We start from the raw sequence: 15,374 nt of genomic DNA, 5'->3' as shown, positions 1-15,374 counted from the left end.
GTGTCTTTTTATTTATAATGAGGACATATAAAATCATCCATTTGTACGTTAAATTGGGAGAAAGGGGTGCGAAAGTTGGATTCTAGTCAAACGCTGGCACTCGCTCAAAAGTTTCAGGAAGCGGCTGATGAGATTCGGCAGTCAAAGCAGCTGCTGGAAAATCGGCTGAAGGCAGTAGGATCAGGCTGGCAGGGAGAAGCAAGGGATAAATTTGATCAAAGCTTTGAAGAAACAACGGCACGCTACGATCAATTTGAAAAAGATTTGCTTGAAACAAGTCAGGAACTGCGGGATGCAGCGGTCAAAATTGAGGAGCGTAAAGCTGAAATTGCCAGAATGGAAGAGCTTGAGCGAAAGAGACGAGAAGAACGGAGAGAAAGAAACCGAGAAGGGAGATGATGTGATGGCACGTGACATTGTGGTTGATCCAGATCAGCTGACTGGGCTGGCGAATGATTTTGTAGGCGAGCTGTCAGCCATTGAAACGAAGCACCGCGATTTACATAGTGAACTGGACGGGCTGATTTTAGGCTGCGATCCTCGGTATAGAAGCTGTTTTTCTGGTGTCGGGGATGCATGGGGAGCAGGACAGGCATTAATCAGCAAATTGAGCAGTGATGATATTGCCATTCGTCATGCAACCGATAAAATGGTCGAAGCAGATGATATATTGCGGAAATTGTACAGTATCTATGATCAATATGGTACACTCACGAGCTTAGCTGGTATCGTGATGATGCAGGCGAAATATTACGGGCTTGGGATGACGACTTTCATTAAAGAGAATGGCCGATATGCAGCGCAGCATTCAAAGCTGCTGCTTGATCTGACCAGCCGGGTAGAAGGAACGAGATTTGACCGGTTAGCAAGGATTTGGCTGAGTAAAAAAGAATTATTAAAACGATCGAACTGGCCGATGGCTGACTTGGTCCATAAGAAATTCACAAAATTTTATCCTGACGATACAGTTGCGTTCACAAACAGTGTTCGTGATTTTACAAAAGGAAGTATTAATTGGAAGGACACGGCTGCGATTAAGTCTGTTCTGAAAAATGGTGCAAGATTTGCGAAAGGAAATGCCATTATTGCAACAGTTGTCACTGGTGCAACAGAAACGGTTGGCTGTGGATTGAAAATTGCCGAGAACTATGCAGAATTCGGTGATCAGCCAGAAGTTCTTAAGCGTGAAAATGCAAAGGCTGTTGGAAATGCAGTGAACAATACGGTCTTTATCGCTGGCGGTTCTGTCGCAGGTGCCGTTGTCGGCGGTGCTCTTGGCAGCTTTGCAGGTCCGATTGGAACCGTTGTTGGGGGAGCCATTGGTTCAGCTGTAGGTGGATTTATTGGAGAAAAAGTCGCCAAGCTGACATCCGGTTTTGCTGAACAGATGGCAGTGAAATTAAAGGACCCGATTCATGCAGTCGTGGATAAAGGGAAAAAAGCATTCGAACTGGCGGGTCAAGGTGTGAAAGCAGTGAATGATACCATTGATCAGGCAAATCAGGTGATACATAAAGGGATAGAAAAAACAAAAGAAACCGCAGAATCGCTCATAAAGGGTGCAGGCGATTTCTTTAAGGGTGCATTTTCTTTTGGATAAGGAGAGATCAAGTTGGATCAGCTAAGTCTAAGTATTGAGGAACTCATCTTTAGTTTTTACAGTGAAGGCTATTTTGAACAAGGCATGTCCTTAAAGGAGGCCTATTATCCTGAAGTAGAGGACGAGCGCCTTGGGTTTTTATTTGAAATTGCGTGCCGCTCTTTGCTTGCAAAAGGTGTACTGGAATTTCGAAACAGACAATACCGTTATAAAGCGGAATACCGTCATTTCATCCAGGCGATGAATGATGCCTCTCACACGATCAAGGCATCTAAATTTGGAGACACAGATGAAGAAGTCAGCACCTCTTTTCACACAACACAGGCGGGTGTATATGCGCATCATACGCTTTATGATCAACAAGTACATCAGATTCGCAAACTGGAAGGCGATCAGCAGGCAGAGGAGCAAGTGACAGCCTTTTTCAATATACAGATGAATGATCACCCTGAACCTGTCATCAGCCTGCAGGCAGAGGAATTTGAAATGCTATTAGAACAGGCAGGCGAAGCGAAAAATGAGTGGCCATCCTTCCTGAATAAAGCGGAGAATCAAGAGCTCGTGAAGGCATTTGTTTCTGATGTACAGACGAGAAAAGGAAAGATGGACTCTCTCATGAAGGTCGTCTATGACAAAAATAATACGCCTGATGTGGAGTCCATGATATTTGTGATTCCAGGTGAGAACCAATCGTGGCTTGTATCAGGAATAAAAGAAAATCAATTTCGCATTGAGACGGCTCATCAAGACGGGTTACGTTCTATATTCTAATGGAGAAAAGGAGAATGACGCTTGAATCCAAGTGAAGTAATAGAAGTAAGGAGCAGACCTTTTTTAAGAGTATGGGCATTCTTAGCAACGGGCGGCTTCGGTATCATCGGTATTTGGTTATTTTCAGAAGCTCTTACATTTGAATCAAACTATACATTGTTTTTATTTTTAGGCGGACTATTAGGTATTGTCTATGGCTGGATCTCCTTTTTGATGATTTTGCCTGCTTTTACGAAGAGGGGAAATGTGATTTTTCGCATTCAGCGCGGAGAGAATGGCGCTGTGCTGCACCGGGAGCGAACGATCTCTTTTCAAGATATTCAATCAATTGACATGCGCAGGCATCGTTACAGTATAAGAGGATTTCTTTTCATGGATGTGCTCATTCGGAAAGTAGATGGGAAATTGATCAAAATTCCGGCGTACAGCATTTTAGATGAAGAAGTATTTGAGCAGACCGTCAAACAGGAGATCTATCCATATTTACATCAGACAGCCCAAGAAAATTGGAGACAGCAGCATGGCCAAGGAGAAGAGAAGACCGACTAAGCTGTTTTTGTCAGAATTCTATAGGATGAGGCGCCACTTTTTCGAAGAAATCGTGTATGATGTCAGTAAAGACTGAACACTCGAAAGAGGCGATGAGAGATGGATAAAGAGATGGTAATCGACCTCGTCACAGAACAAATGGCACGGATTCGAAAAGAAAAGGATTATACGCAGGATCGTATGGCGGAGGTACTTGGTCTATCGAAACGGCATCTACAGCAGGTTGAAAAAAACAGGCTGCGTCTCAACTGGACGCAATCCGCGGCCGTATGTGCATTATTCAGAGATAGTGACATTTTGAAAGGAACCCTAGGGGATGACCCGCTCGAGATTTTGGAAGTTGTGGCACATGATGAATTACATCTATCAGTAGAGCGTACGATTGGCGGCAAGGTTTGGTGGAGGACGTCTGTCAAAAAAGGCACGTTTCGCCTTCAGCAAAATGTACTTAGTCAGCATTACCGCATCTTAGATGAGGAGAATTATCGCTATTATAGTTCGTTTAATAAAGAGGAAGCGAAGCGGCGGCTAGAGGAATTAAGCCAGCTGTCTTCTCCATATTGAGATTGGAAAAGGAAAGAGAGGCACCTGTTTATAAGGTGCCTCTCTTTTCTGTGTTTATACTTTTAGAGTGTTTTTCGCCCGAATAAAGGCAACAAGCTGTTTGATTTCTTCATCATTTAGGGGAACGCCGTCTACATGAATGGTTCCTTCTTTTGCTTCCGTCAGTTCAATTTTGATATCAGAGATTTTGCGTTGTATCTCTGGCTCGTCCGTTCTACCAAGTAAAAAATCAATGGACGTATCATACAAATCAGCCAGCAGCTTCACTGCTTCAAGCGAAGGTCGTCGGTACCCAGATTCGTAACCGGCATAGGTGCTTTTGGCGATACCTAGGCGATCTGCCGTATGCTGGAGAGACCATTTTTTCTTTTTTCTAAGGGTGGTTAAACGATCGAGTATCATACATGAACGCTCCTTTATTTACAACAACAGTATATCATATTTTGACATAGAATGTACGCGTTATGCGTAACAATTTCTTGATTAATTCGCGTTATGTGACTATAATGGCAATGAAGGTACGCGTAAAGCGTATATTATAGAATAGCACAAGCTAGCTTATAATATGTGTGACAAACGAAGTAATTTTACGAAAGAGGTGGACCTGTTGAAGAAATTATTGCTTTTAACGACTGGTGGGACGATTGCATCTGTAGAGAGTGAAAATGGTTTAGCTCCAGGTGTTAAAGCTGAGGATCTTTTGAGCTATTTAAACGAAATTAATGCAGAATATACAATGGACACAAAGTCCCTAATGAGTATAGATAGTACAAATATGCAGCCTGAATACTGGGTTGATATCGCAACAGCCATTTATGAAAATTATGATCAGTATGACGGGTTTGTCGTTACTCATGGAACCGATACAATGGCCTATACATCAGCAGCGCTGTCTTATATGCTGCAAAACCCTGATAAGCCGATCGTGATTACAGGTTCACAAATTCCGATTACTTTTAAGAAAACAGATGCGAAGAAAAACATCACAGATGCCATTCGCTTTGCATGTGACGGTGTGGGCGGCGTGTATGTCGTTTTTGATGGCAGGGTCATCCAAGGAACACGTGCGATCAAACTAAGAACGAAAAGCTACGATGCATTTGAAAGCATTAACTACCCATATATTGCATCAATTGAAAACCATCAAATTGAATACAATAGCAAAGTAAAAAGAACACCAATGAAACCGCTTAAATTAGATGCATCCTTGAACACAGATGTGTGTCTGTTAAAATTGCACCCAGGCCTGAAGCCTGAGTTTTTAGATGCAGTCAAAAGCATGTACAAAGGCGTCGTCATTGAAAGCTACGGCAGCGGCGGAATTCCTTTCGAAGGAAGAAACCTTTTAGAAAAGATCAACGAATTGCTGGAAGAAGGCATTTCTGTTGTCATCACCACTCAGTGTCTGGAAGAAGGAGAAGACATGAGTGTGTATGAGGTAGGACGCAAGATCAATCAAGAATTGGTGGCACGTTCAAGAAATATGAATACAGAAGCTATTGTGCCGAAACTGATGTGGGCACTAGGCAAAACAACAGATCCAAGAGAAGTCAAAAAGATTATGGAAACGCCAATCGCAGAAGATTTAGTGATTTAACTATTCTATAGAAAGCAGGTCATAAGAGATGGTTCAAGCAACTTATCGCTATGAGAAGGATTTTCTTGGTGAAAAAGAAATTCCAGCAGACGTGTATTATGGGGTTCAAACCCTCCGTGCAAAAGAGAATTTCCCGATTACAGGATATCGGATGCACGAGGAACTAATTAGAGCCTTTGCCATCGTGAAAAAAGCAGCAGCTCAAGCCAATATGGAAGTTGGACGTTTATATGAGGGAATTGGAAATGCCATCGTTCAAGCGTCTGATGAAGTCATTGAAGGCAAGCTGCACGAGTACTTTATTGTCGATCCAATTCAAGGCGGCGCAGGAACGTCCATGAATATGAATGCCAATGAAGTGATTGGAAACAGAGCGCTAGAAATCATGGGACATCAAAAGGGTGAATACATCCATTTAAGCCCAAACACACATGTGAACATGTCGCAATCAACGAATGACTCATTCCCAACGGCGATCCACATTGCTGTGCTCAAGCAGTTAGACATTCTGCTTGAAACGATGCAAGTCATGCAGGACGTCTTTCAAAAGAAAGCGAAAGAATTCGATCATGTGATCAAAATGGGACGTACGCACCTTCAAGATGCTGTTCCAATCCGTTTGGGACAGGAATTTGAAGCTTACAGCCGTGTGCTGAGCCGTGATATTAAGCGGATCAACCAATCAAAACAGCATTTATATGAAGTCAATATGGGTGCAACAGCTGTTGGGACAGGCTTAAACGCAGATCCTCGTTATATTGAGATCGTGGTGAAGAAGCTCGCTGATATATCTGGTCTTCCTCTTGTAGGCGCAGAGCATCTCGTGGATGCAACGCAAAATACAGATGCTTACACAGAAGTATCCGCCGCTTTAAAAGTATGTATGATGAACATGTCTAAGATTGCCAATGACCTTCGCTTAATGGCATCTGGTCCGCGCGCAGGTCTTGCTGAAATCGCATTGCCGGCCCGCCAGCCTGGATCATCCATCATGCCTGGGAAAGTCAATCCAGTCATGGCAGAGCTCATTAACCAAATCGCATTCCAAGTCATTGGGAACGACCACACGATCTGTCTTGCTTCTGAAGCAGGCCAGCTTGAGTTAAATGTGATGGAGCCTGTTCTGGTCTTTAACTTGCTTCAATCTATTAGTATAATGAATAACGGATTCCGCTCATTCACAGATCATTGCTTAGCGGACATTGAAGCAAATGAAATACGTTTGAAAGAATATGTAGAAAAAAGTGCAGGCGTGATCACTGCCGTGAACCCTCACTTAGGCTATGAAGCAGCCGCTAGAATTGCAAGAGAAGCCATTTTAACAGGACAATCGATCAGAGATCTTTGCTTGCAGTACGATGTTTTAACGGAAGAAGAACTTGATATTATCTTAAATCCATACGAGATGACAAAGCCTGGTATTGCGGGTGCAGAGCTCCTAGAGCGATAATAATATCAAAAATTTTATTTTATTAATATGTGGAATTGCCTGTGAAAAAGAGAAAAACAGGCAATTCACTTTCTTTCGAATTGACACACTTTTTTCACAATATTTTGAAAACGCTTAACGCACGCACAAAGGGAGGAAACACAATGAAATCACCACGTCTACCATCTATTTTAGAAGTCGTAGCTGTACTTGGCTTGTTTTTAGCGATTGTTTTATCATTTACTCTTTACTTCAAATTAGATATTCAGCTAGCATTGTTTATCTCATGGTTTATGGTTATTGCTTTAGGTATTCGATTGGGGCATTCATACAAAGATCTTCAAAATGCCATTACAAAAGGGATATCGAATGGTTTAGAGGCTGTTTTGATTTTAATTGCTGTAGGTGCACTTGTTGGAACATGGATTGCCGGTGGAGTGGTACCCACATTAATTTATTATGGACTGGAATTTATTCATCCTAATATTTTCTTACTAGCTACACTGATTATCTGTTCCATTATGTCTGTTGCTACAGGAACATCATGGGGGACAGTTGGAACCGCAGGTATTGCCATGATTGCGATTGGTGAAGGTTTGGGAATTCCATTACCTATCGTGGCTGGAGCTGTTTTATCTGGAGCTTATTTTGGCGATAAGTTATCTCCTTTATCTGATAGTACTGTGCTTGCTTCCTCACTTTCAAAAGTGGACGTGCTCGCACATGTTAGAGCAATGATGGTCTTATCCATACCTGCATTTGTCATAACTGCTATTATGTTTACAATTACCGGGTTTATGTATGGCGGAAAAAATATTGATCAAGGAAAAGTAGAGTTTTTGAAACAAGCACTGCAAGATACATTCACGATTAATATTTGGATGATCATTCCGGCGCTTATTGTTGTGCTATTACTTGTCTTGAAAAAGCCTTCAATGCCTGTTATTGCGATTGGTGCGCTTCTTGGCGCAGTTTGGGCAATGGCATTCCAAGGAATGAATCCAGCCGATGCACTTGGTACAGCTTATAATGGTTTCTCTATTAATTCAGATGTAGAATTCTTAAATACATTGTTAAACCGCGGTGGTATCGTTAATATGTTAGGGTCTCTAGTGGTGATTATCCTGGGGCTTGGTTTCGGTGGAGTACTAGAATATTTAGGCGTATTAAAAGTCATCGTCGCGACATTTGAGAAAAAATTACATAATGCAGGGAATGTAACGCTATCTACACTCGTTGTTGCATTCTTCGCCAATATCTTTGGCTGTGCGATGTATGTATCGTTAATCCTTACACCGAAAATTATGGAAAAGAGCTACGATAAATTAAAGCTAGACAGACGAGTTTTATCCAGAAACTCTGAGGTCGGTGGTACGCTTACGTCTGGTATGGTCCCTTGGTCAGATAACGGTATTTACATGGCAGGAATTCTTGGCGTATCGACATTCTCTTATTTACCATTTATGTGGTTGAGCTTTGTTGCCATTGGTCTTGCGATCATTTACGGATATACAGGTAAATTCATTTGGTACGTGAAAGATCAACAAGAAAGAGAAGAATCGGCCTCATAAGCCGTTTGCAAAAGCCGCTCCTGAACGGGGCGGCTTTGTTTGTCCTAGGACCGAGAGACTATATGTGACAAATAGCAAATGGACAGGAACTTAGACCTCCTATAAAAGAGGTCAAAAGGGGCAGTGTGAAGCTGAATGAAAGCATATTTATCCCATAAAAAGGGCACAAATCCCTATTTAAACATGAGTCTTTGAACCTTATAATAACAATATTGGAAAAAGTGCTATTCACCTTACGCTCGTTTAGAGGGACTCTAAGCAGCGTTTTTATTTTTTGACAGGAGGAGGAACCCATATGAGCTTATCGGATATGCTGTCTGCCCTTAACGGTGGCATTTCAAATAAAAAAGCAGAAATTGAAGAGAAAATCGCTCGACTCAAAAAGGCGAAAAGCAAGGTTGAACGTGAACAAGATGCGGCAGAAACAGATTTAAAGCAAATCAAGCAGCCAAAGCTTGGGACCTCTTGGAAAGGTGAGCGAAGCCAGGATTTCAAATCAGATCGAAATGAAGCACATGATGCGCTGCAAACGATCGTGAATGATCAATACCCACGCTACGTGAGCCGCATCGAATTCAAAATCACTACATTAGAAGCAGAACAAGCTGCGTTATCCTTTGCCAGTTCCTTAGCTGGAGACGCCGCACGTCTTGCTGAAAAAGGAGAAGACGCAGTAGAGGACGCAAAACGCTTGATCTCAAAAGCATGGAGCAGCTTGTAAACGAGTTTCATGCTGAACAAATCTGGAGGATATCACAATGGGACAAATTAAGTTAAACTACCAAACAGTTATGGATAAACTAGATGAAGTCTCCCAAGCCGTCGAAGCTTTAGCGATGAAAAAAGCAGCAGATAAAGCGGGTGAAAACAGCCTTGAATTTGTAACCAAGTGGACGGCACGTGAAGCAGAAGTGAGCGAAATGGTCTCAAGCTTTAAAGAAGCCTTAATTAAAAATGTTCAGGATACACGCTCTAACGTGAAAACATTAAAAGAACAAGACGAAGCGATTGCTGCAAAATAATCAGCACAATCGCTTTTATTTATGGGTACCATTGACATAATGCGATTGTGGTATTAAAGTCTCATATAAAATTCAGGGTGTAAGACCTTGTATTATTCCGTTTTTCTTCCAAACGCGTCGCTAAAAGGACACCTTTTCCCTATTTAAGCCTGAGGCTTTTCGCCTTATACTATACTTAATGAAAGCAGAACGATAGAAATGTCAGGATTGGAAAAATCAAGTGAGTCGATGGTTTCCAAAGGCGCTCACGCCGTGCTTTCGTATGAGGTCAGATAGAGGTGGATGACATGAGTTTATCCGAGATGCTGCACCATCTGCATATGGGAATTGAGAACAAACGTGCAGAATTTGACGAAATGATCTCTCGGTTAAAGACAGCCAAAAGTAATATTCGAACAGAACAAGATCTTGCCCAGTCAGATATCAAAGAAATTAAGAAGCCTGCACTAGATTCGTCATGGAAAGGCGAGAGAGGAACCGACTTTCATCGCCACCGGAAAGATGCTTACAGCGTGATGCACGACGTCGTCAACAATGAATATGAAAAATATATAACAGAGATTGATCAAAAAATCTTACACTTTGAATTGAAAAAAATGGAGCTGGCTGTTGCCAGTAACTTTGCAGGAAGAGCTCAGGACGTGATGGAAAAGGGCGAGGATTTTGCAAAGGATGTTAAACATTTGATTGAACGGGGCTGGAAAGCTCTTTAAAACTATAAACGAAACAGCCGTCTCTTAAAAGGCGGCTGTTTTTTTGTTTAGTCACATCCACCACCGCCGCTGTCACCTGAATCACTCCCACAGGAGGCTTCAGAAGCGTGATGGGTATACGAATCAGTATAAGTGCTCGTCGTTGAGCTATGATGTGCAGAACGCTTAGCAGATGCACGTTTATCATTTGATGCGAACAAGCTGGCAATGATGGCTCCTAAAAAAGCTAATATGATAATGACAACAAACATAAAAGCATCCCTCCTCTAGTTTCATATTCATACGAATGAGCCATATCTAGGTTCCCGATTTGAAAGAAATACTGGGCAAAGAGTTCTATTTTCGTTTATGATGATAGGCAAAAGTAAATGCCAAGGGAGGAGAGCCCATGCTATCTCTACGTCAGGAGGAGCTTCTGAAACGATTGATGCAAGCGGAGCAGGAACTGACAAGTGAAGAAATTGCACGTGTGATCGGAGTCACATCACGAACCATCCGCACAGATATGAAAGCGCTTAAAGTGATCTTAGAAGAACATGGTGCCGCACTGCATATTAAACGCGGGGCAGGGTATACATTGAGCGTTGAAGATTATGGAGCATTTCGTACATTTTTGAAAACCTCACTGAGAGAAAGGAATGAGAAAAAGGAACCGTCCATTCCCAATCAGCCTGAGGACCGTGTGGCTTATCTATTAAAAAGGCTGCTTCTGTCAGAAGACTATATCAAATTAGAGGGATTGGCAGAGGAATTATTTGTGAGTGAATCTACAGTGAAAAATGATTTGAAAGCTGTCAGGCACTTGTTTTCATTGCATGGACTTTCTATATCGCACCGGCCTAAATATGGCCTTCGTCTGACAGGCGATGAAATGAAATTAAGATATTGTATGGCAGAGCATGTGTTTCAGCAGGAGCATGCGAATGCTGCACTGTTACCTGAAGAAACGTATCAATTGATTCAGGACATCGTGCGTTCACGTACAAAAGCTACCGGACTTCATCTATCAGAAATCGGTTTAAGTAATTTAGTGACCCACATTGCCATCGCATGCAAACGAATTGAAGAAAAAAAGCTGGTCAAGATGCCAGAAGCGGAATTGAGAGAAATTCAAGTGCAGCCAGTTTTTCAGGTAGCTCAACAAATGGCAGAAGATATTCGCCGCGTATTAGCGATTGATTTTCCGTTATCTGAAATGGCGTACATTGCGATTCACTTAATGGGAGCAAAGATGATGGCATATGGAGAGGCTGGCCATACGCTATTTCATCTGCTGGACGAAGACCATTTTCGTTTCACTCACCAATTGCTTGCTTATGTAGAGGAGCACATGTCACTTGATATTCAGTTTGATAAGGAGCTGATCGTTGGTTTAAGTCTTCATTTGCGTTCTGCCATTCATCGTTTTAGATACGATATGAACATCCGAAATCCTTATTTACCAGACATTAAAAGGCATTATCCCATTGCGTTTGAGGCGGGTGTTTATATGGGCAGATGGCTGAAGGAAAAAGAGGGTGTTGAGATTCCTGAGGATGAAATCGGATATTTGGCACTTCATATTGGGGCTGCAATCGAGCGGACAAAATCACAGCATGTAAGAAAGACATGTCTTATTGTGTGTGCGACGGGTGTCGCCAGCAGCCAGCTTCTTCTTCATAAACTCACGGCAGCTTTTAACGGAAGGCTGGAGATCGCTGGAACTGCAAGTGTCGGGGAACTTCCTTTGTATGATTTAAGAAGCATTGATTTTATTATTAGTACCATTCCGCTTCAGAATACATTGCCGGTGCCAGTCATTGATGTACATACGATTCTAAGTGACGATGATATTGTGCGGCTGAAACGATTTGTGCAGAATTCACAGGATACAGGAGTTTTGCGGTATGTGAGTCCGGCACTGACATTTTTTCAGCAAGATCTCCAATCAAGGGAAGAGGTTCTTCAATTTTTTGTGAACGTGCTAAAGGAGCAGCATCGAATCCCAGACGAGTTTGAACAATTATTGTTAGAAAGAGAGCAAGTATCACCCACATCTTTCGGTCATTTGGTTGCGATTCCTCATCCAATTAAACCGGCAACAGATGACACGTTTTGTGCGATCTGTACGTTGAAAAAGCCGGTACTGTGGGGAGAAGATCGAGTACAAGTCGTATGCTTGTTAAGCATCCAGAAGACGTATCAAAAAGAATTACAGTCGCTTTATCAATTTCTTGTGCGGCTGACAGAACGGAAGGAAGTGGTGGAACAACTCATCAAAGCTGCTTCATTTGAAGAACTGACAGCTGCGCTTCAAGTATTGGAGCATTCAAATGAAAAAACGCGGCACCCATTTCCGCATCTGTGAGGAAAAAGATTAGATGTTAATGAAAGCGCTTTTAAAATAACATCAAAAAGGAGGATGATCACGAGTTTTTGCAAAGGGGGAGACGGATCATGAGCTTCAAGGAGAAAGCGGCAGATGTCATGGAGCATGTGGCTTATCGCATCACCAACCAGAAATATATTATGGCGATTAAACAGGCATTTGTCACACTGATGCCGATCATCATTACAGGAGCTTTTGCTGTACTGGTGGCGAATATGATTATGAGCCCGGAGACAGGGCTTGCTCATTTTGAGATATTCAGGTTTTTAGCAGAGCTTCAGCCTATTATGAAGGCAATCAATTATGCCACGCTGAACTTTTTAACCATTGGGGCTGTGTTCCTCATTGGGATTGAGCTTGGGAAAATCAACGGTCACAAGTCTCTGTTCCCAGGATTGATGGCATTGATTTCATTTATATCTGTTATTCCAACGACACTTCTTCTTGAAGTCGATGGATCGATGCGTGAGGTTGTTGACGTGTTGGCAAGACAATTTTCTGATCCAAAAAGCTTATTTTTAGGGATGATCATTGCGATCGTATCTGTGGAGATTTTTTGTAAGCTGACCGAGGTGAAATGGCTGCAAATCAAGATGCCGGATTCGGTTCCGTCGAATGTGGCAACATCATTTTCGTCACTTTTCCCATCGATCATTACAATTACAATCATTAGTTCATTCGGCTTTGCATTTCATCGTGTGACAGGCATTTATTTGCATGAAGCAGTGTATAACGTGGTGCAGCGTCCATTAGAAAGTGTTGTACAGGGGCTGCCTGGGATTTTAACGTTGATGTTTGTGGCGCAATTTTTCTGGGTGATCGGCATCCATGGCAACCAGATGATTAAGCCGATCCGGGAGCCGCTCTTATTAGGATCGATTGCAGTGAATATGACAGCATTTCAAGAGGGAAAAGAAATCCCGAATATCATCACGATGCCGTTTTGGGATGTGTATATGAGCATCGGTGGTTCAGGTGTGACCATTGGTCTTTTGATTGCGATTTTTATTGCTGGGAGAAGGGAAGAGATGCGAAGCATTGCCAAGCTCTCATCAGGACCCGGACTGTTCAACATCAATGAACCCGTTATTTTTGGATTACCTGTCATGCTAAACCCTGTGATGGCGATTCCATTTATCGTCACACCGCTTGTGACAGGTACGATTGGGTATATTGCGACGGCTACAGGATTCGCTGGAAAAGCGGTCGTGATGGTGCCATGGACGACACCGCCGCTTGTGAATGCATGGCTGTCCACCGCTGGCAGTATGGGCGCTGTCATCACACAGCTTATCTGTATTGTGGTGGCTGTTTTCATCTATTTACCGTTTGTTCTCTTGTCTAACCGCAAGCCAGAAGCAGCACCAGATTCAGAATAAACATTCAGACGAAGAAAAGGGAGGCGGCGACATGAACAGAATTGAGATTCCAAGTGATTTTATCCTAGGTGCTGCGGCTTCTGCTTGGCAGACCGAGGGATGGAAGGGAAAGCGGGCGCATCAGGACTCGTACATCGACTTATGGTATAAGGAAGGATATCACGTGTGGCACGAAGGCTATGGTCCTGCTGGTGCGACAAACTTTTACGAGCGCTACCCTGAAGATGTAGCCTTAATGAAAGAGATTGGGCTGACACATTACAGGACATCGATCAATTGGTCGAGGTTTCTCATAGATTACGAGAATGGGATAGTAGATGAGGCCTATGCTCGTTACATTGATGATCTGATCAATGAATTAATCGCAGCAGGTGTAGAACCAATGTTTTGCTTAGAGCACTATGAGCTTCCTGCCGTTTTGTTTGAGAAGTACGGCGGATGGTCATCAAAGCATGTTGTCGAGCTGTTTGTTCTCTATGCAGAAAAGGTGTTTGAGCGCTACGGAGACCGGGTCAAGCATTGGTTTAGTTTTAATGAACCGATTGTTGTCCAGACACGTGTTTATCTAGATGCCATCCGATATCCGTTTGAGCAAAATACGAAGAAATGGATGCAGTGGAACTATCATAAAGCTCTGGCAACAGCAAAAGTGGTGAAGCTGTTTCAGGAGATGGGGTTGAAGGAATCGGCAGGAGCCAAAATCGGCGTGATTCTCAATCCAGAAGTGACGTATGCAAGATCGTCTGCCCCGCATGACCAAGAAGCGGCACGTATGTATGACTTGTTTTTTAATCGAATGTTCTTAGATCCTTCCATCAAAGGGGAGTATCCAGAGGAACTGATCGATGTGTTGAAAAAGCATGATATTCTTTTCGATTCCACAGAGGAAGAACTTCAGATCATCAAGAATCATACGGTGGATGTCGTTGGGCTTAACTTGTACTATCCGCATCGTGTCAAGGCACCGAGTAAGGCTTGGAACGAAGGAACACCTTTTCATCCATCCTATTATTACGATATGTTTGAGCTTCCAGGGAGAAAAATGAATCCTTTCAGAGGCTGGGAAATCTACCCGAAGATTGTCTATGATATGGGGATGAGAATAAAAGAAGAATACGGAAATATTGAGTGGTTTGTGGCCGAAAATGGCATGGGTGTCGAAAAGGAAGAACGGTTTAAAACAGAAGACGGTATCATTGATGATCAGTATCGCATTTCATTTATCAGCCAGCATTTGAAGCGGGCACTTCAAGCGAAAGCAGAAGGATCAAATTGCACAGGCTATATGCTTTGGGCATTTACAGACAATGTCTCACCGATGAATGCCTTTAAAAACCGCTACGGATTAGTCGAAATCCAGCTGGAGAATGAACGAAATCGTCAGCTGAAAGCATCTGCGTATTGGTACCAGACATTAATCAAAACAAGGGAACTGCAGGTTGAAACAGAAGTCATTTATCAATAGGAGTGATGAGAAATGAAACGAATCATTCTCGCTTGTGCAGCAGGAATGTCAACGTCCATTGTGGTGTCCAAAATGAAGGCTGCCGCAGAAGCTAAAGGGCTGGATTACTATATTTATGCTATACCTGAAGGAGCCATTGCGGATGAACTAGAAGAGCATGGAGAGGATGTACAGGCGATTTTACTTGGACCGCAAGTTAGTTTTATGAAAAAAGCAGCAGAAAAAACAGCGGCACCCTATCAAATCCCTGTCGATGTCGTCAATGTGAGATTATACGGAACAGCAAACGGAGAAAAAATTCTAGAGCATGCACTGAAACTAGCAAATGAATCTTGAATAATTGGAG

The 15,374-nt window shown here is 42.6% G+C and carries 17 protein-coding genes; 15 read left to right on the top strand and 2 right to left on the bottom strand.

Annotation, left to right across the window (positions count from 1 at the left end):
• The first annotated feature begins 75 nt into the window (after positions 1 to 75).
• The 5 genes from MHH61_RS07945 to MHH61_RS07925 all read left to right on the top strand — a co-directional run bounded on the left by MHH61_RS07945 (position 76) and on the right by MHH61_RS07925 (position 3,484).
• Positions 76 to 399: a WXG100 family type VII secretion target gene (locus MHH61_RS07945; RefSeq protein WP_024427532.1), complete on the top strand. Its 324-nt coding sequence runs from the start codon at positions 76 to 78 to the stop codon at positions 397 to 399.
• A gap of 4 nt (positions 400 to 403) precedes the next feature.
• Positions 404 to 1,600: a glycine zipper domain-containing protein gene (locus MHH61_RS07940; RefSeq protein ID WP_098677197.1), complete on the top strand. Its 1,197-nt coding sequence runs from the start codon at positions 404 to 406 to the stop codon at positions 1,598 to 1,600.
• A 12-nt stretch (positions 1,601 to 1,612) separates the two neighbouring features.
• Complete coding sequence (locus MHH61_RS07935; RefSeq protein WP_024427530.1) at positions 1,613 to 2,371, top strand: hypothetical protein; 759 nt, start codon at positions 1,613 to 1,615, stop codon at positions 2,369 to 2,371.
• Between the two features lie 21 nt (positions 2,372 to 2,392).
• Entirely contained in the window at positions 2,393 to 2,920 is a 528-nt protein-coding gene (locus tag MHH61_RS07930; protein ID WP_024427529.1) for a YfjD family protein, read from the top strand.
• Positions 2,921 to 3,019: 99 nt separating this feature from the next.
• Complete coding sequence (locus MHH61_RS07925) at positions 3,020 to 3,484, top strand: helix-turn-helix transcriptional regulator (protein WP_024423909.1); 465 nt, start codon at positions 3,020 to 3,022, stop codon at positions 3,482 to 3,484.
• Between the two features lie 54 nt (positions 3,485 to 3,538).
• Here the strand turns inward: MHH61_RS07925 and MHH61_RS07920 are convergent, their stop codons facing one another.
• Positions 3,539 to 3,886 carry a helix-turn-helix domain-containing protein gene (locus MHH61_RS07920; protein ID WP_039182556.1) on the bottom strand — a complete coding sequence of 116 codons (348 nt, stop codon included), beginning with the start codon at positions 3,884 to 3,886 and terminating at the stop codon, positions 3,539 to 3,541.
• Positions 3,887 to 4,091: 205 nt separating this feature from the next.
• On the opposite strand from MHH61_RS07920, the gene MHH61_RS07915 reads away from it, so the two are divergent.
• The 6 genes from MHH61_RS07915 (at position 4,092) to MHH61_RS07890 (ending at position 9,816) form a co-directional block, all read left to right on the top strand.
• Positions 4,092 to 5,081: an asparaginase gene (locus MHH61_RS07915; RefSeq protein ID WP_024427527.1), complete on the top strand. Its 990-nt coding sequence runs from the start codon at positions 4,092 to 4,094 to the stop codon at positions 5,079 to 5,081.
• 28 nt (positions 5,082 to 5,109) lie between these two features.
• Complete coding sequence (gene aspA / locus MHH61_RS07910; protein ID WP_034624136.1) at positions 5,110 to 6,531, top strand: aspartate ammonia-lyase; 1,422 nt, start codon at positions 5,110 to 5,112, stop codon at positions 6,529 to 6,531.
• Positions 6,532 to 6,674: 143 nt separating this feature from the next.
• Positions 6,675 to 8,081 carry a Na+/H+ antiporter NhaC gene (gene nhaC / locus MHH61_RS07905; RefSeq protein ID WP_034281362.1) on the top strand — a complete coding sequence of 469 codons (1,407 nt, stop codon included), beginning with the start codon at positions 6,675 to 6,677 and terminating at the stop codon, positions 8,079 to 8,081.
• Positions 8,082 to 8,376: 295 nt separating this feature from the next.
• Positions 8,377 to 8,802 carry a DUF5082 family protein gene (locus tag MHH61_RS07900; protein WP_025093782.1) on the top strand — a complete coding sequence of 142 codons (426 nt, stop codon included), beginning with the start codon at positions 8,377 to 8,379 and terminating at the stop codon, positions 8,800 to 8,802.
• Between the two features lie 37 nt (positions 8,803 to 8,839).
• On the top strand, positions 8,840 to 9,103 hold the full coding sequence (locus tag MHH61_RS07895; RefSeq protein ID WP_024423905.1) for a YwqI/YxiC family protein: 264 nt from the start codon (positions 8,840 to 8,842) through the stop codon (positions 9,101 to 9,103).
• Between the two features lie 287 nt (positions 9,104 to 9,390).
• On the top strand, positions 9,391 to 9,816 hold the full coding sequence (locus tag MHH61_RS07890) for a DUF5082 family protein (protein ID WP_024423904.1): 426 nt from the start codon (positions 9,391 to 9,393) through the stop codon (positions 9,814 to 9,816).
• A gap of 47 nt (positions 9,817 to 9,863) precedes the next feature.
• Here the strand turns inward: MHH61_RS07890 and MHH61_RS07885 are convergent, their stop codons facing one another.
• Complete coding sequence (locus tag MHH61_RS07885) at positions 9,864 to 10,067, bottom strand: hypothetical protein (RefSeq protein WP_024427523.1); 204 nt, start codon at positions 10,065 to 10,067, stop codon at positions 9,864 to 9,866.
• Between the two features lie 137 nt (positions 10,068 to 10,204).
• On the opposite strand from MHH61_RS07885, the gene MHH61_RS07880 reads away from it, so the two are divergent.
• The 4 genes from MHH61_RS07880 to MHH61_RS07865 all read left to right on the top strand — a co-directional run bounded on the left by MHH61_RS07880 (position 10,205) and on the right by MHH61_RS07865 (position 15,364).
• Complete coding sequence (locus tag MHH61_RS07880; protein WP_125586894.1) at positions 10,205 to 12,163, top strand: BglG family transcription antiterminator; 1,959 nt, start codon at positions 10,205 to 10,207, stop codon at positions 12,161 to 12,163.
• An 89-nt stretch (positions 12,164 to 12,252) separates the two neighbouring features.
• Complete coding sequence (locus tag MHH61_RS07875) at positions 12,253 to 13,563, top strand: PTS sugar transporter subunit IIC (protein WP_125586892.1); 1,311 nt, start codon at positions 12,253 to 12,255, stop codon at positions 13,561 to 13,563.
• A 31-nt stretch (positions 13,564 to 13,594) separates the two neighbouring features.
• Positions 13,595 to 15,028: a glycoside hydrolase family 1 protein gene (locus MHH61_RS07870; RefSeq protein ID WP_125586890.1), complete on the top strand. Its 1,434-nt coding sequence runs from the start codon at positions 13,595 to 13,597 to the stop codon at positions 15,026 to 15,028.
• A gap of 12 nt (positions 15,029 to 15,040) precedes the next feature.
• On the top strand, positions 15,041 to 15,364 hold the full coding sequence (locus tag MHH61_RS07865) for a PTS sugar transporter subunit IIB (RefSeq protein ID WP_024423899.1): 324 nt from the start codon (positions 15,041 to 15,043) through the stop codon (positions 15,362 to 15,364).
• The last annotated feature ends 10 nt before the right edge of the window (positions 15,365 to 15,374 follow it).

Origin of the sequence: Bacillus sp. FSL K6-3154, from assembly GCF_040869395.1 — a bacterium.
Classification (GTDB): Bacteria; Bacillota; Bacilli; order Bacillales; family Bacillaceae; genus Bacillus; species Bacillus safensis.
Note: the sequence above shows the minus strand (reverse complement) of the source record. Positions and strands in the feature narration are given on the sequence as shown.